At 65.2% G+C, this 25,317-nt stretch carries 17 protein-coding genes; 5 read left to right on the forward strand and 12 right to left on the reverse strand.

Annotated elements, in window-relative coordinates; genetic code table 11:
- Positions 1-8 precede the first annotated feature (8 nt).
- Positions 9-3,155 carry an efflux RND transporter permease subunit gene (locus CI41S_RS02030; protein ID WP_139479899.1) on the forward strand — a complete coding sequence of 1,049 codons (3,147 nt, stop codon included), beginning with the start codon at positions 9-11 and terminating at the stop codon, positions 3,153-3,155.
- An 81-nt stretch (positions 3,156-3,236) separates the two neighbouring features.
- On the opposite strand, the gene CI41S_RS02035 is transcribed toward CI41S_RS02030, so the two are convergent.
- Genes CI41S_RS02035 through CI41S_RS02055 form a run of 5 tightly spaced genes read right to left on the reverse strand, consistent with a single transcriptional unit; the run spans position 3,237 to position 9,006 of the window.
- Entirely contained in the window at positions 3,237-3,872 is a 636-nt protein-coding gene (locus tag CI41S_RS02035) for a pyridoxamine 5'-phosphate oxidase family protein (protein WP_139479900.1), read from the reverse strand.
- Positions 3,873-3,897: 25 nt separating this feature from the next.
- Positions 3,898-5,601 carry a dipeptide ABC transporter ATP-binding protein gene (locus CI41S_RS02040; RefSeq protein ID WP_139857193.1) on the reverse strand — a complete coding sequence of 568 codons (1,704 nt, stop codon included), beginning with the start codon at positions 5,599-5,601 and terminating at the stop codon, positions 3,898-3,900.
- Positions 5,598-6,431, reverse strand: a complete 834-nt coding sequence (locus CI41S_RS02045) for an ABC transporter permease (RefSeq protein ID WP_139858533.1) — start codon at positions 6,429-6,431, stop codon at positions 5,598-5,600. The genes CI41S_RS02040 and CI41S_RS02045 overlap by 4 nt, the downstream gene beginning before the upstream one ends.
- Positions 6,431-7,432 carry an ABC transporter permease gene (locus CI41S_RS02050; protein WP_139857194.1) on the reverse strand — a complete coding sequence of 334 codons (1,002 nt, stop codon included), beginning with the start codon at positions 7,430-7,432 and terminating at the stop codon, positions 6,431-6,433. The genes CI41S_RS02045 and CI41S_RS02050 overlap by 1 nt, the downstream gene beginning before the upstream one ends.
- The gene (locus CI41S_RS02055) at positions 7,429-9,006 is read right to left on the reverse strand and encodes an ABC transporter substrate-binding protein (protein ID WP_139857195.1); all 1,578 of its coding nucleotides are present in this window, start codon (positions 9,004-9,006) and stop codon (positions 7,429-7,431) included. Before CI41S_RS02055 ends, CI41S_RS02050 begins: the two co-directional genes overlap by 4 nt.
- 186 nt (positions 9,007-9,192) lie before the next feature.
- Here CI41S_RS02055 and CI41S_RS02060 point away from each other — a divergent pair, with 186 nt between their 5' ends.
- Positions 9,193-10,053, forward strand: coding sequence for an AraC family transcriptional regulator (locus tag CI41S_RS02060; RefSeq protein ID WP_139857196.1), 861 nt, complete (start codon positions 9,193-9,195; stop codon positions 10,051-10,053).
- Between the two features lie 282 nt (positions 10,054-10,335).
- Here CI41S_RS02060 and CI41S_RS02065 read toward each other — a convergent pair whose 3' ends face one another.
- Positions 10,336-11,010: a Crp/Fnr family transcriptional regulator gene (locus tag CI41S_RS02065; RefSeq protein WP_139479905.1), complete on the reverse strand. Its 675-nt coding sequence runs from the start codon at positions 11,008-11,010 to the stop codon at positions 10,336-10,338.
- Between the two features lie 222 nt (positions 11,011-11,232).
- Between CI41S_RS02065 and CI41S_RS02070 the strand changes: the two genes are divergently transcribed.
- Together CI41S_RS02070 and CI41S_RS02075 are read left to right on the forward strand one after the other, a co-directional pair.
- Positions 11,233-13,281 (forward strand): AsmA family protein, encoded by a 2,049-nt coding sequence (locus CI41S_RS02070; protein WP_139857197.1) that lies wholly within the window; start codon positions 11,233-11,235, stop codon positions 13,279-13,281.
- Positions 13,282-13,407: 126 nt separating this feature from the next.
- Complete coding sequence (locus CI41S_RS02075) at positions 13,408-15,837, forward strand: adenylate/guanylate cyclase domain-containing protein (protein ID WP_139857198.1); 2,430 nt, start codon at positions 13,408-13,410, stop codon at positions 15,835-15,837.
- Between the two features lie 681 nt (positions 15,838-16,518).
- On the opposite strand, the gene CI41S_RS02080 is transcribed toward CI41S_RS02075, so the two are convergent.
- From CI41S_RS02080 to CI41S_RS02100, 5 genes are all read right to left on the reverse strand, one after another.
- The gene (locus CI41S_RS02080) at positions 16,519-17,973 is read right to left on the reverse strand and encodes a type I restriction-modification system subunit M (protein ID WP_139857199.1); all 1,455 of its coding nucleotides are present in this window, start codon (positions 17,971-17,973) and stop codon (positions 16,519-16,521) included.
- The gene (locus tag CI41S_RS02085) at positions 17,970-19,415 is read right to left on the reverse strand and encodes a restriction endonuclease subunit S (protein WP_172627885.1); all 1,446 of its coding nucleotides are present in this window, start codon (positions 19,413-19,415) and stop codon (positions 17,970-17,972) included. The genes CI41S_RS02080 and CI41S_RS02085 overlap by 4 nt, the downstream gene beginning before the upstream one ends.
- Before the next feature lie 92 nt (positions 19,416-19,507).
- Positions 19,508-19,915 carry a PIN domain-containing protein gene (locus tag CI41S_RS02090; RefSeq protein ID WP_139857201.1) on the reverse strand — a complete coding sequence of 136 codons (408 nt, stop codon included), beginning with the start codon at positions 19,913-19,915 and terminating at the stop codon, positions 19,508-19,510.
- Positions 19,912-20,172, reverse strand: coding sequence for an antitoxin (locus CI41S_RS02095; RefSeq protein ID WP_139857202.1), 261 nt, complete (start codon positions 20,170-20,172; stop codon positions 19,912-19,914). Before CI41S_RS02095 ends, CI41S_RS02090 begins: the two co-directional genes overlap by 4 nt.
- 40 nt (positions 20,173-20,212) lie before the next feature.
- Positions 20,213-22,855, reverse strand: a complete 2,643-nt coding sequence (locus tag CI41S_RS02100) for a type I restriction endonuclease subunit R (RefSeq protein ID WP_244626385.1) — start codon at positions 22,853-22,855, stop codon at positions 20,213-20,215.
- Between the two features lie 300 nt (positions 22,856-23,155).
- Here CI41S_RS02100 and CI41S_RS02105 point away from each other — a divergent pair, with 300 nt between their 5' ends.
- Positions 23,156-24,031 (forward strand): efflux RND transporter periplasmic adaptor subunit, encoded by an 876-nt coding sequence (locus CI41S_RS02105; RefSeq protein ID WP_139857203.1) that lies wholly within the window; start codon positions 23,156-23,158, stop codon positions 24,029-24,031.
- Positions 24,032-24,320: 289 nt separating this feature from the next.
- On the opposite strand, the gene CI41S_RS02110 is transcribed toward CI41S_RS02105, so the two are convergent.
- Positions 24,321-25,178, reverse strand: a complete 858-nt coding sequence (locus CI41S_RS02110; RefSeq protein ID WP_139857204.1) for a caspase family protein — start codon at positions 25,176-25,178, stop codon at positions 24,321-24,323.
- Positions 25,179-25,317 lie beyond the last annotated feature (139 nt).

The following is a 25,317-nucleotide window of genomic DNA, read 5'->3' on the forward strand; positions in this document are numbered from 1 at the left end:
AAACACCAATGGCTTTGAACATTTCGGCATGGTCGATCCGGAACCCGCTTCCCTCGATCGTCTTCTCGATCATCCTGCTGGTGCTGGGCTGGGTCTCCTTCACCAAGCTCGCGGTGACGCGGCTGCCGAGCGCCGACATCCCGGTGATCTCGGTCGCGGTCTCGCAGTTCGGCGCCGCGCCGTCGGAACTTGAATCGCAGGTCACCAAGACCATCGAGGACGGCGTCTCCGGCGTCGAGGGCGTGCGCCATATCTCGTCCTCGATCACCGACGGCCTTTCGGTCACCACCATCCAGTTCGCGCTGGAGACCAACACCGACCGCGCTCTCAACGACGTCAAGGACGCCGTGACCCGGGTGCGCGCCAACCTGCCGCAGAACGTCACCGAGCCCTTGATCCAGCGCGTCGACGTGATCGGCCTGCCGATCGTGACCTATGCCGCGATCTCGCCCGGCAAGACGCCGGAGCAGCTGTCCTATTTCGTCGACGACGTGGTCAAGCGCGCGCTGCAGGGCGTGCGCGGCGTCGCCCAGGTCGAGCGCATCGGCGGTGTCGAGCGCGAGATCCTCGTCTCGCTCGATCCCGACAAACTGCAAGCGATGGGGCTCACCGCGGTCAATGTCAGCCAGATCCTGCGCGGCACCAATGTCGACGTCGCCGGCGGCCGCGCCGGGATCGGCAAGAACGAACAGGCGATCCGCACGCTGGCCGGCGCCAAGACGCTGAACGAGCTCGCAGGCACCATGATCCCGCTGTTCGGCGGCGGCGAGGTCCGGCTCGACGATCTCGGCACCGTCACCGACACCATCGCCGACCGCCGCACCTTCGCCCGCTTCAACGGCGAGCCGGTGGTGGCGCTCGGCATCAAGCGCTCCAAGGGCGCCAGCGACGTGGTGGTCGCAGCCGCAGTGCAGAAGCGGATCGAGGCGCTGAAGGCGGCCTATCCCGACGTCGACCTCAAGCTGATCGACACCTCGGTCGAGTTCACCAAGGGCAATTACGAGGCGGCGATCTCCACCCTGTTCGAGGGCGCGATCCTCGCCGTCATCATCGTGCTGTTGTTCCTGCGCGACATCAGGGCGACGATCATCGCTGCCGTGTCGCTGCCGCTGTCGATCTTCCCGGCGTTCTGGGCGATGGACCTGCTCGGCTTCTCGCTCAACCTGGTCTCCTTCCTCGCCATCACGCTGTCGACCGGCATCCTGGTCGACGACGCCATCGTCGAGATCGAGAACATCGTCCGCCACATGCGGATGGGCAAGACGCCCTACCGTGCCGCGCTCGAGGCTGCCGACGAGATCGGCCTCGCGGTGATCGCGATCTCGCTCACCATCATTGCGATCTTCGCGCCGGCGAGCTTCATGTCCGGTATCGCCGGCCAGTTCTTCAAGCAATTCGGCATCACCGTGTCGGTGCAGGTGTTCTTCTCGCTGCTCGCCGCGCGCTTCGTGACGCCGGTGCTCGCGGCGTATTTCCTCAAGCACCATGACCACGACGATCCGCCGCCCGGCCGCATCCTGCGCGGTTATCACAGCCTCGTCACCTGGTCAGTGAAGCACCACTACGTCACCGTGCTGATCGGCTTTGCGGTGTTCGCCGCGTCGATCTGGAGCATCACGCTGCTGCCGCAAGGCTTCCTGCCGGCGCAGGACACCGCGCGCTCGCTGCTGGCGATGGAGCTGCCGCCCGGCTCGCAGCTTGCCTATACCGAGAAGGTCACCGAGGAGATCGTGGCGCGGCTGCGCAAGCGGCCCGAGGTGAAGAGCGTGTTCGTCGACGGCGGCCGCGTGCCGCCGGGCACCCAGGAGGTCCGCCGCGCCGCGCTGATCATCAACTACACGCCGAAGGCCGACCGCAAGATCACCCAGCGCGCACTCGAGCTCTCGATCAGCAAGGAGCTCGAGAACGTTCCCGACATCCGCTACTGGTTCCTCGACGAGAACGGCCTGCGCGCGATCTCGCTGGTGGTCACCGGCACCGACAGCAACATCGTCAACAACGTCGCCAGCGAACTGGCGACGCAGATGAAGCGGATCCCGATCATCGCCAACGTGATCTCGGAAACCGCGCTCGACCGGCCCGAGCTGCGTATCCGCCCGCGCGCCGAGCTTGCCGCAAGGCTCGGCGTCTCCACCGAGAGCCTGTCGCAGACCATTCGCGTCGCCACCATCGGCGACGTCGGCCCGGCGCTGGCGAAGTTCGACGCCGGCGACCGCCAGGTGCCGATCCGGGTCCAGCTCGAGGACAGCGCGCGCAGCGACCTGCAGATGCTGGAGCAGTTGCGGGTGCCGCTCGGCCAGCGCGGCGAACGCGGCGGCGTGCCGCTCTCCGTCGTCGCCGACATCCAGCTCGACCAGGGACCGACCAGCATCAACCGCTACGACCGCGAGCGGCAGGCCACCGTCGCCGCCGACCTCGTCGGCACCGCCGCGCTCGGCGACGCCACCAAGCTGATCTACGACCTGCCGGTGATGAAGAGCCTGCCCAAGGGCGTCAAGGTCTCACCGTCCGGCGATGCCGAAAGCCTTGCCGAACTGTCGGACGGCTTTGCCACCGCGATCACCGCCGGCCTGATGATGGTCTATGCGGTGCTGGTGCTGCTGTTCGGCACCTTCCTGCAGCCGATCACCATCCTGTTCTCGCTGCCGCTATCGATCGGCGGCGCGATCGGCGCGCTGCTGCTCACCGGCAAGCAGCTCACCACGCCGGTGTGGATCGGCATCCTGATGCTGATGGGCATCGTCACCAAGAACGCCATCATGCTGGTGGAGTTCGCGATCGAGGCGATCCGCGACGGCAAGACCCGCGAGGACGCGATGATCGACGCCGGCATGAAGCGGGCGCGTCCGATCGTGATGACCACGATCGCGATGGTCGCGGGCATGATGCCGTCGGCGCTCGCGTTCGGCGCGGGCGGCGAATTCCGCTCGCCGATGGCGCTCGCGGTGATCGGCGGCCTCTTGTTCTCGACGGTGCTGTCGCTGGTGTTCGTGCCGGCAATGTTCATGGTGATGGACGACATCGGCAATCTGTTCTGGCGCTTCGGCAGGCGCCTCGTGGTCTCGCACGCCGACCACGAGCTGACGCCGAACGAACAGCATGGCCGGCCATCGGCCAAGGGCCCGCCGTCGACAATGTCACCTGCGGCGGAGTGAGCCGGACATGCACGCGATCACCCGGGCTGCGCAGAGCGGCGCAGCTCCCAGGTATTCAGCGATGAATTCGCGGGACCAAGCTCAGTACAGCCTGGTGCGATAGGCCTCTTCCATCGCCTTCTCGGCGACTTCGACCTCGATCGCGGCGGTCTGTTCGGCGATGATCCGGCCAAGCGTCGGAAAGCTGCTGCGCTCGACCTGCGAGGCAGGATTCCATAGCTTCGAGCGCATCAGCGCCTTGCCGCAATGGAAGTAGATTTCATCGACATGCACCTTGAGGCCGATGACCGGCGTGACGTTCTGCACCGTCAGCGGCGTCAGCAGATCCGCCTCCTGCGAGATTTCGGCCCGCCCGTTGACGCGCAGCGTCTCGTTGATACCGGGCACCATGAAGATCAGGCCGATTCCCGGCGAGGCCAGGATGTTGGCGAACGTATCGACCCGGTTGTTGCCGCGGCGGTCCGGGATCAGCAGCGTCTTGTCGTCGATCACGGCAACGAAACCCGGCGCGTCGCCGCGCGGGCTGGCATCGGCATGACCCTTGCCGTCGCTGGAGGCGATGACGAGGAATGGCGACAGCGCGATGAAGTCGCGGCAGAACTTGTCGAGATGGTGGAGGACCTTCTTCTCCGCCAGCGGGCTGACTTGCCCGAAATGCGTGCGCAGATCGTCCTGCGACCTGACCGGCGGCCTGCCGCCCGCGACATGTTCGTTCATAACGCGCCTCCCTGGTGTTATCGGTCTACATCTTCAGCGCGTCGCGCTGGACGCGGTCGTCGAATTCGGATGCATTGCCGGCCGCGAAGCCGGGCTGATCGAAGAACGCGCGGCCGGGGATCGCGTCGAGCAGGTCGCGAGTATAGGCCTGGCGCGGCGCGGTGAAAACCTCGGCGGTCGAGCCCTCCTCGACGATGCGTCCCTTCTGCAGGACGATGACGCGGTCGGCGATCTCGGCGGCGATGCGCAGATCGTGGGTGATGAAGATCATGGCGAGGCGCATCTCCTGGCGCAGTTCGGCCAGCAGCGCCAGCACCTGCGCCTGCACCGAGACGTCGAGCGCCGACACCGCCTCGTCGGCGATCAGGACTCGCGGCTTGAGCGCGAGCGCCCGCGCGATACAGATGCGCTGGCGCTGGCCGCCGGAGAATTCGTGCGGATAGCGATCCGCTGTGGTTTCAGACAATCCGACCCGCACCAGCAGCCGTTTCGCCAGCGCCATCGCGTCGGTGCGGGACATGCCATAGGCCATCGGTCCACGCGCGATGGCGTCGCCGACCTTCTGGCGGGGATCGAGGCTCGCGAACGGATCCTGGAACACGATCTGGAGCTGCCGCCGGGCCTGGCGCAGCGCTTCGCCGCGCAGCTGCCGGAGATCGGCGCCGCCAAAGCGGATGGCGCCGGCGTCGGGCTCGGTGAGCCGCATGATCATGCGCCCGAGCGTCGACTTGCCCGAGCCGGATTCGCCGACCACCGCAAGCGTCTCGCACTCGTGCAGCGTCAGCGAAACGCCGTCGGCGGCAACCACCTCGCGCGCCGGCTGCAGCCAGCCGCGCTTGACCCGAAAAGTCTTCTGCAACCCGACGACCTCGAGCAGCGGTTCGGGGCGGGCGATGGTGCCATGAATGTCGGCGAGACGCGCCTTCGGCACCGCATCGATCAGTTCGCGGGTGTAGGCCGCCTTGGGATGGCGGAGCACCTCGCTGGCGGGGCCCTGCTCGACCACCTTGCCGTGGCGCAGCACCACGACGCGGTGGGCGACGTCGGCGACGACGCCGAAATCATGGGTGATCAGCAGGACGCCCATGCCGCGCTCGCGCCTGAGGTCCCCGATCAGGCGCAGGATCTGGCGCTGGGTCGTGACATCGAGCGCGGTGGTCGGCTCGTCGGCAATCAGGAGCGCGGGCCGGTTGGCCATCGCCATCGCGATCATCACGCGCTGGCGCTGGCCGCCGGAAAGCTCGAACGGAAAACTTCGTTCCAGCAGTTGCGGATTCGGCAGGCCAACCTGCGTCAGCAGCGTCTGGACACGCGCCTGGACCTCGGCCGCCGACGGCACCGGCTGCTGGTGGGCGAGAATCATCTCCTCGATCTGCTTGCCGACGCGCTTGAGCGGATTGAGCGAGGACAGCGGCTCCTGGAAAATCATCGCGGCCTTGCCGCCGCGCAGCCTCCGCAGTCCACGGCCGTCGAGCTGCGCTGGATTCTCTTCCGCAACCGTCACGGCGCCGGCCACGATGCCGACGCCCCGCGGCAGCAGCGACAGCACCGCGTGGGCGATCATCGATTTGCCGGAACCGGATTCCCCGACCAGGCAGACCACCTCGTTCCGCTTGATCGCGAAGGAGACGTTCTCGACCGCGAGCTCGCGATCGCCGCCCTTGGGCAGCGCAATCGAAAGGCTCTCGACCGCAAGCACCGGTGTGTCGATCTGCGCGGCTTCACTCATGACCGGCGCCTCAAGACGCGCGGATTCAGGACATCGGACAGTCCCTCGCCAAACAGGTTGATCGCCAGCACGGTGATCAGGATGGCGAGCCCGGGAAACACGCTCATCCACCAGGCGTTGCGGATCACGGTGCGTCCCGCGCCGATCATGAATCCCCAGGACATCAGATTGGGATCGCCGAGTCCCATGAAGGACAACGCGCTTTCCAGCAGGATCGCGGTCGCGACCGTCAGTGACGTGACCACCAGGATCGGCGAGATCGCGTTCGGCAGGATGTGGCCAAGCACGATGCGCCAGGTGCGCTCGCCCTGGCACAGCGCCGCCTCGACGAATTCACGATGCCGCAGGCGGAGGAATTCGGCGCGGGTGAGCCGCGCCAGCGGCGGCCAGCTCACGGCGCCGATCGTCAGGATGATCGTCAGCAGCGACGGATTGAAGGTCGCGACCAGCAGGATCGCCAGCACGAAGGCTGGAATGGTCTGGAACAGTTCCGTCATCCGCATCAGCACCAGATCGACCTTGCCGCCGAAATAGCCCGACATCGCGCCGATGACGACGCCGATCGCCATCGCGGCGAGCGCGGACGCGATGCCGATCAGCAGCGAGACGCGGGCCCCGTGGGCGACGCCCGCCGCGACGTCGCGGCCGAGCGTATCGCCGCCGAGCCACAAGCCGTCCTCGCCGGGCGGCGTGAACGGCGCGCCGACCATCTCCCAGGGCGAGACCGGAAACAGCTTCGGCGCGATGATCGCGACGATGACGATGACGAGCAGCAGCACCAGCCCGATCATTCCGCTCGGATGGCGCAGGAAGGCGCGCACCGTGTCCATCATGCCGCCCCCGTGGTCATGCGCGGATCGATCAGGCGGTAGACCAGGTCGGTCAGGAGATTGAGCGCGATCACCACGATCGACAGGATCAGGAAGATCCCGAGCAGGACGGGATAGTCCCGCTGCAGCAGCGCCTCGAAGGTGAGGCGGCCGAGTCCGGGCCACGCAAACACCGTCTCGATGACGACGGCACCGCCGACCAGCGCACCGGCCTGCATGCCGGCGACGGTGACAACCGGTACCAGCGCATTGCGCAGCATGTGGCCGACGACGATGCGCGGGCCGGACAAACCCTTGGCGCGCGCGGTCTTGATGAAATCCTGCTGGGCGACCTCGATGATCGAGGAGCGCATCAGCCGGGCATAGATCGCCAGGTAGATCGCCGCCAGCGAGACGACCGGCATGATCATGTGCTTCATGATGTCGAGCGCATGTTGAAGCGGCGAGAGCTGGACATTGATGGTCTCGTAGCCGAACGGCGGCAGCCAGCCGAGCGTGACCGAGAACACCAGCACCAGCATCAGGCCGAGCCAGAACACCGGCGTCGCATAGAGCACGAGCGAGAGCACGGTGAAGACCGTATCGAGCACGCTGCCGGCCGCGAGCCCCGCCAATGCGCCGAGCGTCGTGCCGATCAGGAGTGCCAGACAGAACGCCGTCACTGTCAACAGCAGCGTCGCCGGGAGCCGCTCGAGGATGAGGTCGACGACGGGCCTGCGCTGGCGATAGGAGTAGCCGAGATCGAGCTTGATGACACGGCCGAGATGGCTGGCAAGCTGCACGAGATACGGCTTGTCGAGGCCATACTCCTTGCGCAGATCGTTCAGCAGCTTTGGATCGGCGGCGCCCGATTGCCCGGCCATGACCTGGGCCGGATCGCCGGGCGCGGCCCGCACCAGCACGAAATTGAACGTCGCAATGACGAGGATCACGGCGACCAGCTGGGCGATGCGGCTGATCGCCTGCAGCCCGACGGCGGCGAGGCTCCCGAGCCGGATCACGATTTGTAGACCGACCCGAAGGTTTCGTGCGAACCGATGCCGGTCGTCACGATGTTCCTGAACGCCTTGTCGTAGATGATCGGATATTCGATCTCGAGCGTCCAGGCCACCGGTACATCCTCGACAAGGATCTGCTGCACCTTGGTATAGAGCTCCTGGCGCTTGGCGTCATCGAGCGAAACTGCGGCCTCCTCGAACAGCTTGTCGACCTCGGGGTTCGAATAGCCCTGGGTATTCGAGAACAGGATGCCCTTCTTGATGTTCGACGAAATGTAGGTGCGGGCGACGCCGAGCGCAGGATCGCCGAGCTGGTAGAGCAGGTTCTGGGTCATCTCGTAGTCCCAGTTGCCGACCTTCTCGGCCCAGCCGGCCATGTCGGTGCCGACCAGCACGAGGTCGATGCCGGCGCGGGCAAAGCTCTGGCGGAAGAATTCACCGGAGCGCTGATAGACCTCGCCATAGGGCGGCACGAGGTACTTGATCTCGGCCCGCTTGCCGTTGGCGCCTGGCTTCAACCCCATGTCGTCGAGCAGGGCCTTCGCCTTGTCGACCGAGAATTCGTAACGCTTCACGTTCGGATCGTAGAACCGCGTCTTCGACGAGACCGGGCCGGTCGCCACCTTGGCGTTGCCGAAATAGACGCGCTTGTTGAACGCGTCGCGATCGATCAGGTGCATCACCGCCTGCCGGAACCGCTTGTCGTTCATTGGCGCGACCCGGTTGTTCATCTCGAGCCATTGGTGCGGAGCGAAATACTCGTAGCCCTTGGTGGTGAATTCGAGATTCTGCTGTGTCTTGAAGCGCTGCACGTCGAAGAATTCGACGTCGGACCACTGCACGAGCTGGACCGTACCGTTTTCGAGCGCGAGCGCCCGCGACGCTGCATCCGGGATCACGCGGTAGACGATTTCGTCGAGATAGGGCTGGTCCTTCAGATAGTAGCCGTCGTGGCGAACGAGGTGAACATGCGAGCCGCGCACCCACTCCTTGAGCTTGAAGGGGCCGGTGCCGATCGCCTTGTCGTTCATCGGGTTCTTGCGATAGTCGGTGCCCTCATAGATGTGTTTCGGCACGATCGGGGCCGACGTGCAGTCGAAACAGCCGATGAAGGGCGCGAACGGCTGCTTCAATTTGAACACGACGGTAAGCGGATCAGGCGCTTCGGCCGACGCGACGCGCGCAAAATTCTGCCGCGCGCGCGGATGCGTTTCCGTCAGCACCTTCATGCAGCTGAACACCACGTCCTCCGAGGTCATCGGCGTGCCGTCGTGAAAGGTGATGCCGGGAAACAGCTTGAAGGTGTAGGTGAGGCCGTCGGGCGCGATCTCCCAGGACTGCGCCATCCCGGGCATCGGCTTGAGATCGGCGCCGTATTTCAGCAGGCCCTCATAGATTTTGCCGCCGAGCGTCAGCGTCGGCTGCTGCTGGTTGAATGCGGTCACCAGGATCGGCGGCTCGGGCTGGATGATCGTATTGAGCGTTCCACCGCGGGTCTGGCCCGCCGCCCGCGTGATTCCGAACGGGATCGCCGCGCCGGCGGCCAGCATGGCCATGGTGAATTCGCGCCTGTTCATCGGACCTCTCCGTCTGCGCGCGTCAGACATTCGATTTCGGCGAATGTCGCGGGCTGGGCGATTGTTGCCAAACCGTCTGCCCCGCGCTACCTGAACGGGGACGGCGACCATCGCGATTGGGCCAACTGGCCCGGAAGATGCATGAGCACCCTGCGAAAAACGCGATGGATCAGGAGCTCACGACAGTTGAAAGTCGCAGCGCGACGACATGATGCCGTCAGCGTGCGCGTCGGCAGCAAGCAATCCGGTCCGGCGGCCGCGGCGCACTATGCCGGGCAGCTGCAGCAGGTGGAGCGGCCGGTCGGGGCCATGGCGGCCACCTATCCGAATGAGAGCACGAGCGCGCGTCACGCGCATCGGCGCGACCAGTTCATCCTGCAGATGGCGGGCGTCACCTCGATGATGACCGAGCGCGGCCATTTCGTCGTGCCGCCCGGCCACGGTCTGTGGATTCCCGCCGGCGTCGTGCACCAGTCGCGCGCATGGGGCGAGGTTGAAATCCAGACGATCTATGTCACGCCGCATCAGGTGACGAACGCACCGGCAACCTGCCGCCTGGTCAAGGTCTCCCCGCTGGTTGAGGCGCTGATGGACGAAGCGGTGCGCATGCCGACGCGCTACGATCCGGATGGGCGCGACGGCCGGCTGGTCGAATTCCTGCTCGACGAGATCGGCGGCATGCCCGAGGTGTCGCTCCATGTGCAGATGCCGCCCGATCCGCGGCTCGCCGCGATCTGCGAGGCGGTGCTGGTCGACCCGAGTTCCGATCTCACGCTGGACGAATGGGCCGATCGCTGCCGGCTCAGCCGACGGACATTGACGCGTCTGTTCCGGCGCGAGACCGGACAGAGCTTCTCGGCTTGGCGTCAGCGCGTGCGGCTTCTCGAGGCGCTGGCGCGGCTCGGTGCCGGCGAGGCCGTGACCTGCGTCGCCCTCGATGTCGGCTATGAAAGTCCGAGCGCCTTCGCTGCGATGTTCAAGCGCGAACTTGGCGCCGCGCCGCGGCAGTATCTGCGATGGGCCGATCCGGAGATCGTGCTGCGGTAGATCCGCCCCTGTTGCGCGCGGAATTGAGGCCGTTCCCGCGCAGTGCTTCACACGCACCGTCACAACGCAAAACCCCTGCGGTCAACGGGAAAGACCGCAGGGGTTTGCAGGTGGATGGCGTGAGGCCAGCAAGGCTGGGGCTCACCCCAAGAACCGGCACGCGCGATCAAAGCGAGCGCGGCCTGTTCCCGCAAGCAAGTCTTTTAGGCAGCCGCGGCGCGGACATGCGCAAGCGATGCGCGCGAGACAGCTCGATCTTCTCGCGCGTTGCAGGCGGGGCGGCTAATCGTTGCGCGCCACCGCGGTCAGCTTGGGCATGTTGTGCAGCAGGATGCGCCCGCGCTGCAGGTCGAGAATGCCGTCCCTTCGCCAGCTCTGCAGCTGCCGGTTGACGCTCTCGCGCGCGGCGCCGACGAAGATGCCGAGCTGTTCCTGCGAGATGTGCACCTCGGAACCGAAATCCTCGGCCAGCGCGCACAGCCGCCGCGCCAGCCGCACCGGCAGCGGCTGCAGCACGGATTCCTCCATCCGTTCGCTCTGCCAGCGGATGCGCTGGCACAGCAACGCGATCAGCTTAACCGCAACCTTCGGCTCGCGCTCGAGGAAGCCGAGAAAATCTTCCCGCCGCAGCACGAACAGTTCGCTGGCTTCGCCCGCAGCCGCATCCGCGGTGCGGTCCTGGCCATCGAGCACCGCGACCTCACCGAAAAGATCGCCGGGCCCCATGAAGTTCAGCGTCAGCCGGCTGCCGTCGGAGGCACCGGTTTCGATGCGGATCTGGCCGCGGCGGACGCCGAACAGCGCATCGCCGGGATCGCCTTTCTGGAACAGCACCTCGCCGGAGTTGAGCTGCTGGGTGTGGCAGAGGCCCGAAAGCCGCTGCAATTCGTCCGCGCCAAGGTCCGCGAACATCGGGTTCATCTTCAGAATGACCGCAAATTCGGCCTGTTTGCTCATTTTGTTGTGCCTTCCAAATCAATCCGAGCGGTCCCCGCTAGCCGGTTAGCAAAATTCACCCTCATGGAAGTGTGTCTGAGATCACATAAGTTCATGCCAGGAGCTGATTATTTTTACAGGCGTTGGAGCAGGGTCCCATTTGCGGGATAATCGCGCGCGATCGGCCACCCTTGCCCGTGGCCGGACCGCTCTGACGCCGCTTGCCCGGCCGGGAACGACGAGATGAGAGCATTGAAATTTGCCGGCGCCGCCCTCGCCGCCGTGATCGTGATCATCGCGCTGGTCGCGGTGACCGGGATCCCGTCCGGGTTCCTCACAACGGCGATCACCGAGCGGGTCGAGCGCGAGACCGGCTACAAGCTCACGATCAAAGGCGGCGCCAGGATCGGGCTGTGGCCGGCCGTCACGCTCACGCTGAACGATGTCGTGTTGGGGGATCCCGCCGAGCGCGAGGTCAACAACCGGTTTGCGGCTGCGAGCATCGAGGCCGAGATGACGCTGTCGAGCCTGTGGTCGGGCCAGCCCGACATCACGGATCTCTCGATCGTCCGCCCCGTGATCAACCTGCCGCTGCAGCGCGAGCGCACGCCCGATCATCATCGACCGGCGAAGTCCGCCGCCTCCAACTCCGCCATCACGATCCGGCATGTCGGCGTCACCGGCGGCAGCATCGTGCTCTCCAATGTGCGCGACCGGGTCGAGAACCGGATCGAGACGCTGAATGGCGATGCGACGATCGGCGACGACCGCAAGGTCGTCGTCACCGGCAATGCGCGCGCCGGCGACAGGCCGCTGAAGTTCGAGATCCGCGCCACCGCGCCGGCTCTGCCGATCGCGCAGCAGAGCGTGCCGGCGGAGTTCAACATCGATGCGCCGGGCCTGCTGCCGGCGGCGATCAAGGCCAATGCCGAGGTGCAGCTGAACGACACGGTGGTGATGTTCAACGGCGTCTCCGGCACGCTCGGCGACGGCGGCTTCACCGGCTGGGCCTCGATCGACGTCGCCAGCAACAAGCCGCTGGTGAAGCTCGATCTCGATTTCCAGCGCATTGCGATCGTGGCGCCCGGCCAGTCCGGCGCGGCGCAGCCGCTCGGCACCAACAGCTGGAGCAACGCCACGATCGATCTCACCGGGCTCAATTATGTCGACGCGCAGGCGCGCATCTCGACACCGGAGCTTTTGATCGGCGACGGCCGCTTCACCCAGGCCGCGATCGAGACGACGCTCGATGGCGGCGTGCTGAAGGGCCGGCTCGCCAATCTCGCCGCCTATGAGGGCACCGCCAACGGCGATCTCAGCGTCGACGCCCGCACCGCTACGCCGAGCTACGCGCTGCGGCTCGATCTGGCCGGCGTGCGCGCGCTGCCGGTGCTGAAGAGCGTTGCCGAGTTCGACAAGCTCGACGGCAAGATGCAGGCGAAGATCACGCTGGCCTCGCAAGGCAGCAGCGAACGCGCCATCGTCGGCAATCTGAGCGGCACCGCGTTCACGGTGTTTCAGGACGGCAAGATTCTCGGCCTCAACGTCGCGCAGATGATCCGCAACCTGACCTCCGGCACGCTGTCCGGCTGGCAGGAGGGCCAGGAGTTGTCGACCGATCTGTCGCAGCTCTCGGCCTCGTTCAAGCTCGACAAGGGCCAGGCCGTCACCACCGACCTCAATCTGATCGGTCCGCTGGTCAAGGTGACGGGGGTCGGCACCGTCGACCTCAACACCCGGCAGATCGGGTTCCGCGTCGAGCCGCAGCTGGTGCTGACCACCGAGGGCCAGGGCCGCGCCGGCAACCCGGTCGGCTTCGGCATCCCCGTGATGCTCGAGGGGCCCTGGGTGTCGCCGAAAATCTATCCGGAGATGCAGGGCATCCTCGATAACCCCGAGGCGGCCTATGCCCGGCTCAAGCAGATGGGCCAGGGCCTGTTCGGGCCGAACGGCCAGGGTCTCGCGCAAGGCCTGAGCGGGCTGACCAACCTGCTCAATGGCGCGCAGGGCGGCGGCAACCCCACGCAACCGGGCAGCGCCGGCGGCCAAGGCAATCCCCCCGGCGATCCGCTCGGCGGGCAGCTCGGCAATACCATCGGCAGCCTGCTGCAGCAGGGCCTCTCCACGCTCAACCAGGGCGGCGCGTCGCGTCCGAGCCGCAGCCTCGCCCAGCCCCCGTCCACCACCGATCAGGTCGCGCCGCCCCCGCCCGCCAGCCCGCCGCAGGCCGACAGCCAGCAGCAGGACAATCCGGCGATGAACGAGGTGCTGCGGCAGCTGTTCAATCGCTGATATCGCCCCGCCGACATCCCGGGCTAACCATGCGGCCCCAGCGCCCGCCTCGCGTCCCCGATCCATGCTAAACAGGCCCCGATAGTGCGGCGCACCCGATGCAATTGAAGGGGCGGACGAGGCTGGATGACCGGGGCTGAGACCAAGGGCTGGTTCCTGCGCGGGGGCTTGTTCGCCAAATACGTCCTCGCGCTGGTCGGGCTTGTCGTATTCGTGCTGGCGGTGAACGGCGCGCTGGAGACCTGGATCAGCTACCGCGCCATCAAGAGCTCGCTGACCGATGCGATGGGCGAGAAGGCGGACGCGACGGCAAAGCGCATCGAGCAGTCGATCGCCGATCTCGAGCGCCAGATCTCCTGGGTGACGCGCGCCTCCTCCAACACCATCGAGCTGCGCCGCGCCGACTATGCGCAATTGCTCGGCCAGGTGCCGGCGGTGAGCCAGCTGACGCTGCTGAGCGGCAGCGGGCGCGAGATGCTGCGGCTGTCGCGCCAGACCATCAGCGTCAACTCCAACGCCGATTTCTCGCGCGACGTCCGCTTCACCGAGACGGTGAGCCGCGGCACCGCCTATGCGCCGGCCTATTTCCGCGACGCGCGGCCCTTCATGTCGATCGGCGAGCAGCATTCCGGCGTCAATGCCGGCGTCACCGTGGCCGAGATCGACCTGCGCTTCCTCGGCGAATTCCTCGGCGATTCCCAGGTCGGCCGCCTCGCCTCCGCCTATGTCGTCGATCCCAAGGGCCGCGTGCTGGCGGCCTCGTCGAAGGGCCCGGAGATCGGCCGTGACCTCTCCGCGCTGCCGCAGATCGCCGCCGCGCTGGCCGCGGGCGGCAGGGCGCCCACCGCCGGCACCGACAGCGACGGCCACGCGGTGCTGACCACGGCAAGCGCGATGCAGAACCTCGGCTGGCTGGTGTTCTTCGAGCAGCCGACCGCGCAGGCGCTTTCCCCGATCCGCGACCAGCTGGTGCGCATCGCGCTGTTGATCGCGCTCGGCCTCGTGCTCGCGATCATCGCCGGCACTATACTGGCGCGGCGCATGCTGGTGCCGATCACCGCGCTGCGCACCGGCGCACATCGGCTCGGCGCCGGCGATTTCGACCACCGCATCGAGGTCAAGACCAGGGACGAGCTGGAAGAGCTCGCCGGCCAGTTCAACAGCATGGCCTCGCAGCTCGCCGAAACCTATTCCGGCCTCGAGGCCAAGGTGAAGGAGCGCACGCGCGACCTCGCGCAATCGGTCAACGAGCTGAAGGTGCTGGAGGAGGTCGGCCGCGCGGTGGCCTCCTCGCTCGACCTCAACGCCGTGCTGCCGACGGTCGCCGCCCGCGCGCTCGAGATCACCCATGCCGACGCCGTGCTGATCTACGGCTATGAGCCCGCGCGCCGCAGCTTTACGCTGACGCAATCGATCGGCATCGACGGCGAGGTCGAGGGCCGCCACCGCGCCATCGACGCCAGCGGCAGCCCGCTCGGCGAGGCCGCCGCGCAGGGCGAGCCGCTCGCGATCCCCGACCTCGAAGCGAGCGCCGATCATCCGCTGCGCGAGATTGTCGTCGGCGCCGGCTTCCACTCGGTGCTGGTGGTGCCGCTGGTCGATCAGCAGGGCGTGCTCGGCGCGCTGGTGGTGTTGCGCAAGGCGGCCGGCGACTTCCCCGCCAGCCTGATCGGCCTGATGAAGACCTTTGCGCACCAGGCGGTGCTGGCGATGCGCAACGCGCGGCTGTTCACCGAGGTGGACCAGAAGAGCCACGCGCTGGAGGAAGCCAACACTACGGTGCGCGAGCAGGCCGACAAGCTGCGCGAGCAGACCGAACAGCTCAAGGACTGGAACAAGTCGCTGGAGGCGCGGGTCGAGACCCAGCTCGGCGAGATCGAGCGCATCCGCAAGCTCGAGCGTTTCCTGGCGCCGCAGGTGGCGCAGCTGATCGCCTCCTCCGACGGCCATGAGGGGCTGCTCGACAGCCACCGCCGCGAGGTGACGGTGGTGTTCTGCGATCTGCGCGGCTTCACGGCGTTCACCGAGGCGACCGAGCCGGAAGAGGCGATGAACGTGCTGCGTGAATATCACGCCGCCCTCGGCAAGCTGATCTTCAAATACGAGGGCACGCTCGACCGCTATGCCGGCGACGGCGTGATGATCCTGTTCAACGCGCCGATCCAGCTCGAAGGCCACACGCTGCGCGCGGTGAAGATGGCGGTGGAGATGCGCGATGTCGTTGGCGCCCTGACCGAGAAGTGGCGCAATCGCGGGCATAGCCTGGGGTTCGGCATCGGGATTGCGCTCGGCTACGCCACGCTCGGCCAGGTCGGCTTCGAGCAGCGGCTGGAATACGCCGCGATCGGCAGCGTCACCAACCTCGCCTCCCGCCTCTGCGGCGAAGCCAAGGCCGGCCAGATCGTGGTGAGCCGGAGAGTCTACGGCATGGTCGAACCCTACGTCGAGGGCCGCGCGCTCGACGACCTCGTGCTGAAGGGATTCAATCACCCGATTTTGGCGGCGGAGATTCTGCGGTGGAAGGGCGAGCCGAGCGCGGAGGCGGCGGCGGAGTAGGCCGGGCAGTTTCTCTGGCCGCAACGCAGCCCCTCCACTCCCGTCATCCTGAGGTGCGAGCTCTTGCGAGCCTCGAAGGATGAATCGGCCCCGCTGGTGCCCGTCGACCCTTCGAGGCTCGCTAAGAGGCGAGCACCTCAGGGTGACGGCTCGACAGCAAGCGCGCATCGGTGCCGTTCCTGATTCAATTTTCAAACAGCGAGGGGAGAGATATGCGTCCGCATCCTCGCGGCGCAACGCGCCCGAGCTGTGCGATCGTCTCACCCTCCGCAAACACGAGAGGGCGCAGGGAAGGCCGGGTGCCGATTGCACCCGTGGGTCCCGTGCGAAGGAAGCACGGGAGTAGGACCACAGGTTCAACCGGAAACATCCGGCCTTCCCTGCGCAATGGTTTGACGGCTTATACGTGCTCTTCCCGATGAGACTAGGCTTTGTTGTCACCGCCTGCGCAACGCGCTTGCGCGCCTTGCGCCGGGGCACCTGCCGCTTGGGCGCCCGAACCACACGATTTCGCCGTACGTCGACGGCCGCGCATCGTCCTCGCGCCGCCCAGCGTCCATCGCATCCCGCCGCACGTCCGTGACGCTCGCGAAACGCCCCTCTTGTCGGGCGGGACGGGGTGGTTGTACAAGTGAGTTGGGGTCGGAGTCAAGATAAATTCTGACAATCGGAATACGAAAATTATCCTGGTCCGTCTGCCAATGCCTTGGCCACATTTCGGAAGCGATCGAGCGCTGTTTGCAGGCTCTCGACGATTTCGGCTGCAACTTCGTCCGGCGGTGGAAGGAGATCGGGATCGTCGAGCGTATGATCCTTGAGCCAGAAGATGTCGAGATTGACCTTGTCGCGCGCGAGCAGAGTGCCAATATCGAACCGCTTGAACTTCTCGGACTCCTGACGCTCGAAGCGCCGTCCCGAACGATAACACGCGACGAAATCATCGAGGTCGGCCCTCACCATCGGACGCTCCTTCAGCGTAAAGCGCTGGTTTGTGCGAAGGTCATAAATCCAGAGTTCCTTTGTGGCCGGCTCCTCGGAGGGCGGCTTCTTGTCGAAGAACAGCACGTTCGCCTTGACGCCCTGCTTGTAGAAAATGCCCGTCGGCAATCGCAGCAGGGTATGGAAATCAAAGTTCTTCAGAAGCCTGCGCCTGATGGTTTCGCCAGCGCCGCCTTCGAACAAGACATTGTCCGGCAACACCACGGCCGCCTCGCCATCCGGCGCAAGCACCGTCATGACGTGCTGAAGGAAGTTCAGCTGCTTGTTGGACGTGGTGACGAAAAAATCCTGACGGTCGTAGTCCTCGCGCTCGCTGTCGATCTCGCCGTCGTCGCGGACGATGCGGTAGCTCTGCTTCTTGCCGAATGGCGGATTGGTGAGGACGACGTCATAGGTCTTGCCGCCGGCGCCGAGCAGCGCGTCCTTGGCTTCGACGATGGAATCAACACCCGTGATACCATGCAGATAGAGATTCATCGCAGCAAGGCGGACAACTTCAGGGACGATATCAACGCCGGAGAACTTGTTTTTCAGCGCCGTATACACTCTGCGGTCACCGGCCTTCGCGTGCCCCTTCATGCGCTCCCAGGCGGCGAGCAGGAAACCCGCCGTGCCGCAGGCTGGATCGTGCACGGTCTGATGCGGCTCGGGATCGACGACCTCGACCATCGCCTCGATCAGCGGACGCGGGGTGAAGTACTGTCCTGCACCGGACTTGACGTCCTCGGCGTTGCGGGCCAGCAGGCCTTCATAGATGTTGCCCTTCACATCGACGGGAAGGCCGAGCCACGTCTCGCCGTCGATCAGCCCCACCAGGCGCTTGAGCTTGGCAGGGTCCTGGATTTCGCTCTGCGCCTTGAGGAAGATCGCGCCGATGATTCCCGGTTGCTTGGAGAGCTTCTCCAGCAGTTTCACGTAAGCGGCGTTGAGCGCCTCGCCCGAGAGGTCCTTGATGTCATCCCAGCGCGCGCCTTCGGGAAGCATCGAGGCTTCGCCGATCTGCGTGACGCGTTCCTCGTCCATCTTGAGAAAGAGGAGATAGGAAATCTGGCTGATATAGGCCTGATAGGACACGCCCTGATCGCGCAACACGTGGGCAAAGTTCCAGACCTTGGCGACGAGGCTTTGTGCATTCATGATGCCAGCTTTCGTGCGCGACTGCGTTTGGTGCGCGCGAAATTGCTGCCGTTGCCTGCCAATAATGTGGTTGCAGGTTCATCAGCCTTATCCTGTGGCACCAAACGGCCTTGGAACGCTGCCTTCAAGATCGATTGCTTCAAACGCGCTACGTCAGCTGCCTCGGCATCAAGCAGAGCAATCGCCTCCTCCCACCAGGTAAGAGCGTCGGCCACGCGCCGGATGATTTCAACGGCTTCCGCCGACGGCGGAACGGGGACGGGCAGCATGCTTACCTTCGTCAAGCTAATCGAAGCCAAATTGGTCGTCTGCTTTCCTTTTTCAATGAAGAAACTCCGGCCCATCTCGTTGGCATAGTGAGATATGAAAAATGGATCGAAAGCCTTGCTATGTAGGCGAACACGAAAAACATGGTTCTGGTGGATCATATTGGGGATAGTTCCATCCCATACCCATCCTCGACCAATCTTGTCTCGATCGCCACCCTCATTGAGCAGTAAATCGCCGGCAACTAGACGAAGCTTCTCAGCAGAAGCGCGCTCTACGACAATCGACTTCACTTCGGAAAGATCGACGTGACCGCGCTGAACATTGGCTACACGGAGATATGGAACAATGACCGGATCGACAGGCTTCCGTTTTTTGTCAACGGTGATGCCACCAACGATCTCTCCGATCTCCCCTAGGGTTGACCAAGCCCAACCGTTTGGAATTTCATGCAAGGCAGAGGTGTCGAGTTGCTCCTTGACGAGGGCACGACGGGTGCGTCCGCTTACAGAGGCACTGTTGGCGCCTTCCTTCTTGATGTCGGCAAGGACGTCACGACCGGTTTCAGATGTCGGATTGGCCGCTCGCCAATCCCTCGTGAGTTCGCCAGTGACCGCAGCCTTCAGCAACGCGCGGCGGAAGGTGTCGAGGTCCTTGCGCGCCGCTGCCAGCGCGGCCTCACCCTCCGCAATTTCGGCGAACAGCTCATCGACGCGGGCGACGATGCGGCGCTGTTCGGCTAATGGGGCAAGCGGAAACTTCGCCTCCCTCAACCAATCTGCGGGCACTCGCAACTGCCCAGCCGATCCGCTCATATTTCGCTTTGCGCGTCCGCGAAATCCGCGATCGACCAACCAATACCAGAGATAGCGCTGATCGACCGCAACGGGACGAAAGACGTGAAACTCCGTTGATCCAGCTGCGTATCTGTTAGGTAGCCCTACAACCGGAGCGACCTTTCCGTTCTCCATGCAGGGCGTGATCTTTGCGAAGATCACATCACCTTCCATAAAGCGAACATAACCTTTGGCGACATCCTGTACACGCCGGCGGGCAGAAGTATCGATCTGTCCCGTCTCCTCCGCAACGGCCACCATTGGAATGAACGGAATTTCAGAAGCCGGATCGAGGCCGTCGAAACTCGTTGAAGGATTGAGTGGAGAGACCTTATCCATGGTTGTCCAACACCATCCGAACGGCAGGGACCAAGGCCCATCGTCCTGCATCGAAGCTTCGGCTCCATGAATTGCTGCAACGCCAACCCTCATCACACCGCCCAATCCGTCACAATCAGCCCCGGCACGCGCGAAAATTCGCGCGTGTTCAGCGTCACCAGGGCGGCGTCGCGGCGGCGCGCCTGCGCTGCGATCAGGCAGTCATACGCGCCGATCGGCGTGCCCTTGCTTTCGAGATGCGTGCGGATATCGCCCGCATGCGCTGCGTCCTCTGCTTCGAAGGGCAGCACCTCGATTCCCGGCGCCAGAAACTCCGCCAATAGACGCTCAGCCTCGGCGCGCCTGTCGCTGCGCGCGTAGCCGTAGCGCAACTCGAATAGCGCGATCACCGGAAAACCAATCTCCGTCCCGAGCCGCAACTGCTCGCCGAGGCGATGCCTGACCGAAGGGATGCGGCGGTTCATGGCGTAGATGGCGATGTTGGTGTCGAGGCAGATCATTCGTCGAAAAACACCCGCGGATCCGGCTCGACCGGCGATTCGTCGGGAATGCCATCAGGCAGAAAGTCCCTCGCACCGAGTTCGTCGAGCCGCGCAAACCACGCGTCCACGTCGATGGGCGGCTTCTTGATCGGCTCGAGAATCACCTTGTCGCCGACCTTGCTCACCCGGACCTCGCTGCCCTCGAAGCGGAACTCCTTGGGCAGGCGGACGGCTTGGCTGCGGCCATGCATGAAGAGCTTGGCGGTTGCACTCATGACCCGCCTCCGTCAATTTGATAGATACCAATGATATATATCACGCCACCAGCGTATCGGTCAACTCGTCGAGCAGCGCTGGCAGCCGTACACCGAACAGCGCCCGCGCCCTGAGAATCCCGCCGCGGCCGGCGAACTCGGGGGCATCGACGATGTCCTCCGGCCTGATCTCGATGTTGACCGCAAGGTGATCGCGGATCGCCATCAGCCACGCCCGCTGCTCCTCAGTGTAGACGCGGCCGGCCTTCTCCTCGCGGCCGAGCCAGAGATTGAACCGGCCGGCGACGAGCGACGGCAGCGGCTCCAGCGTTTCGGCCTGCGACAGCGCGTAGCGCACCAACATCACGATATCGGCGAGCGTGCCGGCCGGGTTGCCCTTCACCTTGTCGGAGGCGAGGCGCTTGTAGGCACGCCAGATGTCGACGGGTTCTAGCAGCCAAGGCGGACGGCGCAACGCCTCGCGCAAATCATCCACCGCTTCGTAGGTCAGGCGGCGTGCCGCGTACGGCAGACGATAGAGAATCTGCAGCGCCGTCAGTTCGTCGCGACGCTCTTCGAGGAAGCGCTGGAAGCGATCCACCGTATCGGCCGCCTTCTTCTCATCCCAACCGGAGGAAACGACTGCGTCCGTGGAGACGGTGTCGATCCTGATATCGGCGGCGGCCTTGACCTCCTTCAATAGGCGCCGAAGGGCCGGATCGTCGAGGATCGTCGCCGCATCATCCTTCGCCGCATCACGCGCCGCCTTCTGTTCCGCCTCCGGCGCCTCCTTCGGGACGCGCGCTGCAAGCGCGTCGGGATCGATCGCGCTGAGCAGACGCCCGGCGAGGCCCGACAGATCGACGCCGCCCGATGCCTTGACGATCGCAGCCCGATCCCTTTCGCCGATCCGCCTATCGAGCGCAGCCAACCGCCCCGCAAGCGTGGCGAAGGCATCATCGTCGCGTCGGCCGGCGGCGATCTCGTCGATCAACCTGTCAAACGAGATCGCGCGATTGCGCTCCAGGGGCTGCGAAACGGTCTTCAAGCTCTCCGACACGCCTACGGCATCAATCATCACGAAGCGCGTCTTGGCGTCGGCATCTGGTGTCACCTCACGCAACTTTTCCGCCGAGATGGTGCGCGCGCCGCGGCCCTTCATCTGTTCGAAATACAGCTCAGACCTGACATCACGGAGAAAGATGAGGACTTCGAGCGGCTTCACGTCGGTGCCGGTCGCGATCATATCCACAGTAATCGCAATCCGCGGATTGTAGTCGTTGCGGAACGCCCCGATCAGCGCTTCGGGGTCGCCGCCATCGGTCTTGTAGGTGATCTTCTTGGCAAAGTCGTTGCCCTTGCCAAAGACCTCGCGCACGAGCTGCGTGATCTCCTCGGCATGGTGGTCGTCCTTGGCGAAGATCAGTGTCTTCGGCACTTCCGTGCGGCCCGGAAAGAGCTCGGTGAACAGCGTGTCGCGATAGGTCTCCAGCACCGTGCGGATCTGATTGGGCGCAAGCACGGTGCGGTCGATCTGATCCGGCGTATAGCTGAAATCCGCCTCCAGCGTTTCATAGCGCTGAACCCGCGTGCGCTTGTCGCGCACCGGCAGCTCATAGCCCTTTTTCACCGTCGCACCACGTTCGCCGATTTCGGTGCGGATACGGAAAATATCGAAGCCGACATTGACGCCATCGACGACGGAGCGCTCGTAGGGATACTGCGCGACAAGATTCTTGCCGAAGAAGCCGAGCGTGTGCAGTGAAGGCGTTGCGGTGAGGCCGACCGTGAACGCATCGAAATAGTCGAGCACCTGCCGCCAGGTGCCATAGATCGAGCGATGACATTCATCGGTGATGACGAGATCGAACGTCTCGATCGGGATCGACGGGTTGTACGTGACGAGCCGTTCGGTTTCGGTGTTCGGCTGCTCGAAGGATGAGGCTTCTTCGTCTTCTTCGGAGAGATCCTTGCCCGTCAGCACCGAGTAGACACGCTGGATCGTTGCGATCACGATCTCAGCGTCCTTGTCCAACCCGGCTCCGCCGAGCTTTTGAACATTGTAGATTTCGGAGAATGATCGCCCGGTGCCGGGCGGGCGATAGGCGAGATACTCATCGCGGGTCTGCCGCACCAGGTTGGCGCGGTCGGCGAGGAACAGGATGCGCTTGAAGCCGGCGTGCGCGAGCAGGCGGTAACTGAAGGTGCAGGCGGTGAAGGTCTTGCCCGCGCCGGTCGCCATCTGCACCAGCGCGCGCGGGTGGTTCGCAGCCATCGAACGTTCGAGGTTGGAGACCGCCTCGATTTGGCAGGCGCGCAGACCATCGGTCAGAAAAGTGGGCATGGCCTGCAGCCGACCACGCAAGGTGGCCGGCTCCTTCAGCCAGCGCCCCAAAGTCTCGGGGCGGTGGAAGGTGAACACGCGGCGCGAGACCGGGTCGGGGTCGGCATGATCGCGGAAGATGGTCTCGGTGCCGGTTGCGACGTATTCGAACCGAACCTGACCTGGCTCGCGCACCAAATGCTTCGGCATGCCGGCGATGTACCGCGATGCCTGCTCGGAGAAGCCGGACAGAGTGCTGCCTTCGGACTTGGCTTCGATCACGCCGCAAAGTGTTCGTCCGACGAAGAGGCCGTAGTCGACCGGGCCCGAAGCCGTCTGGAACTCGCGCACCGCGACGCCGAGGCCGGCGCCAAGGTTCATGTCCTCCCGGGACTGAACGACCCATCCGCAAAGCACGAGCCGCCGGTCAATCAGCGACCGGGCCTTGTCCTCCGGGTGGAATGCGCTTTCGTTCACACGCAACTATTAGGTGAATCCGAAGCCGCCGAAAAGCCCGCCTTTAGTGATCAAGCTGCTCATTCCGGGGATGAACCCGTCTTCTGTGAGCCGCCCAACAGACCCACGCCGGACCGGCTAATAGTCTCGGCCCGCCGCCTCCGCTGGCCGCCCTCCCGCCCTTCTGCTAATCATGGCCGCGCATATTTTGGGAATGATCCGCCGATGACGCCCCGTTTTTCCCGCAGCTCCGCCCTCGCCTCCGCGCTGCTCCTGCTCGCCGCGTCCCCCGCGCTCGCCGCCGGCGAACCCGACGCCACGCCGAGGGGCGCCGCCGTCACCGTGCTGAAGGCGTCAAAATTCTGCTTCGACAATATCGCCGAGGTCACCGGCTTCGTGCTGCCGCGCGACGAGCAGCAGGTTCGCCCCGAGCGGTTCGGGCTGAAGGTGGCGGAGGTGAAGGTCGATGCCGGGGACAATGTCACGGCGGGGCAGCAGCTGGCGCGGCTGACCGACGGGGCGAACTCGATAAACGTCACGGCGCCGGTGGCGGGGACGATCTCGGCTTCGACGGCGGTGGTCGGCGCGCCGGCCTCGGCCAAGGGCGAGGCGCTGTTCTCGATCATCGCCAAAAGCGAATACGACCTGGTCGGCCTGGTGCCGACCCGCGACATCGCGAGGCTGAAGACCGAGCAGACGGCGCGGATCAGGATCTCCGGCGCCGGCGATCTCGACGGCAAGGTGCGGCTGATCGCGCCGACGGTCGAGCCGAACAGCCAGCTCGGCCGGGTGTTCGTCGGCATCGCCGGCGACAAGCGGCTGCTGGTGAACTCATCCGGCCGGGCGCAGATCAAGACCGGGCAGAGCTGCGGGGTGGCGGTGCCGCTGACCGCGATCCTCTATTCCACCGCCGGCACCGTGGTGCAGGTGGTGCGCGGCGGCCGGGTCGAGACCCGGCGGGTGGAGACCGGGCTGATGTCGGCCGGCCAGGTCGAGATCCGCGACGGCGTCCAGGACGGCGACATCGTGGTCGCCCGCGCCGGCGCGCTGCTGCGCGAGGGCGATCCGGTGCGGCCGGTGGGGAATGCGGACGCGAAGTGACGTTGCGCTGATGCGCAGATGGCGTCAGGTGAGCACGCCTCTCAGGCTCCCTCTCCCCTTGTGGGAGAGGGTTGGGGGTGAGGGGTATCTATCCATGCGGCGCGCCGTGCGGAGAGATACCCCTCACCCGGATTGCATCTGGCGATGCAATCCGGCCTCTCCCACAAGGGGAGAGGCGGAGCAAGCGGGCACGACACGGCGCGACGACTGATCGTCGTGGTCATGGATCCCGGCCCCGTGCGCAATTGCGCACTAGGCCGGCACGACGTGGAGAGAATTACGCCCGGGCCTAGCCGCCGAGCTTGATATCTTCGAGCAGGGACGACGACACGCTCGGCACCTGCTCGCCTTCGCTGGCGCGGGTGATGGCGAGGCGGGTCTTGTTGAAGGCGCTTTCGGCGCCGGCCTGGGCCGAGAGGTTGTTGAGCAGCTCGGAGACCAGCACGCTGTTCGCGGTCTTGCCGTCGTCGGCGACCTTGCCCGGCGTCGCCGAGGTCAGGACCAGCGTGTTCTCCGGCGGGGAGATCGGGGCGAGGCCGTGCGAGAAGGCGCGGAAACGGCGCTCATAGGGATTGCGGCGCGAGGCATCCAGCACAACCAGCTTGGCCTTGGCGCCCTGCTGCTTCATGGCGTCGAGCACCGCCTCGACGCTGACGCCGGTGCGCTTGACGTCGGCTTCCTTCCAGATCGCGGCGTCGACCGGGATCATGTAACTTTCACGACCCACCTGCACGCCGAAGCCGCCGAAGAACAGCATCACCACGGTGTCGGGCGTGATCTTGGCCTTCATCCGCTCCACCGCGCGGAGCATGTCGTCGCGGGTCGCGTCCTCGACGACGTCGACGTCAAAACCCTCGTGGCGCAGCGCGGCCGAAAGCATGCGGGCGTCGTTGATCGGCTGCATCAAGGGCGCCGATGCGTCCGGGTAACGGCCGTTGCCGATCACCAGCGCGACGCGGGAGGCGGCGTGCGCGATCGAGCCGGTCACCTCGGTGGCGGCAGTCCCATTGCTAAAGGTCTTGGCGACATCGCCCGAACGCTTGGTGTTGAGCGCGGCGTGGGCGCCGATCGCCAGCGACACCGTGCCGGCCGCCGCGACGGCGAAGGCAAGGGTGCGGCGGGAGATGCGAAGCTGCCGAAGGTTCATGGCGTTCCCAATCATTTTCCCAAAGGCGCTCAAGTGAAGGCCGCGCCAGTTAGTCGCGTTAAACACGGTCAGGTTTAATGGGGTTGCGATGCGTCTTGCCGTTGAATTGAACTCAATTTGCGGCGTTGCAACAAGCACT

This window comes from Bradyrhizobium ivorense, from assembly GCF_900696085.1.
Lineage (GTDB): Bacteria > Pseudomonadota > Alphaproteobacteria > Rhizobiales > Xanthobacteraceae > Bradyrhizobium > Bradyrhizobium ivorense.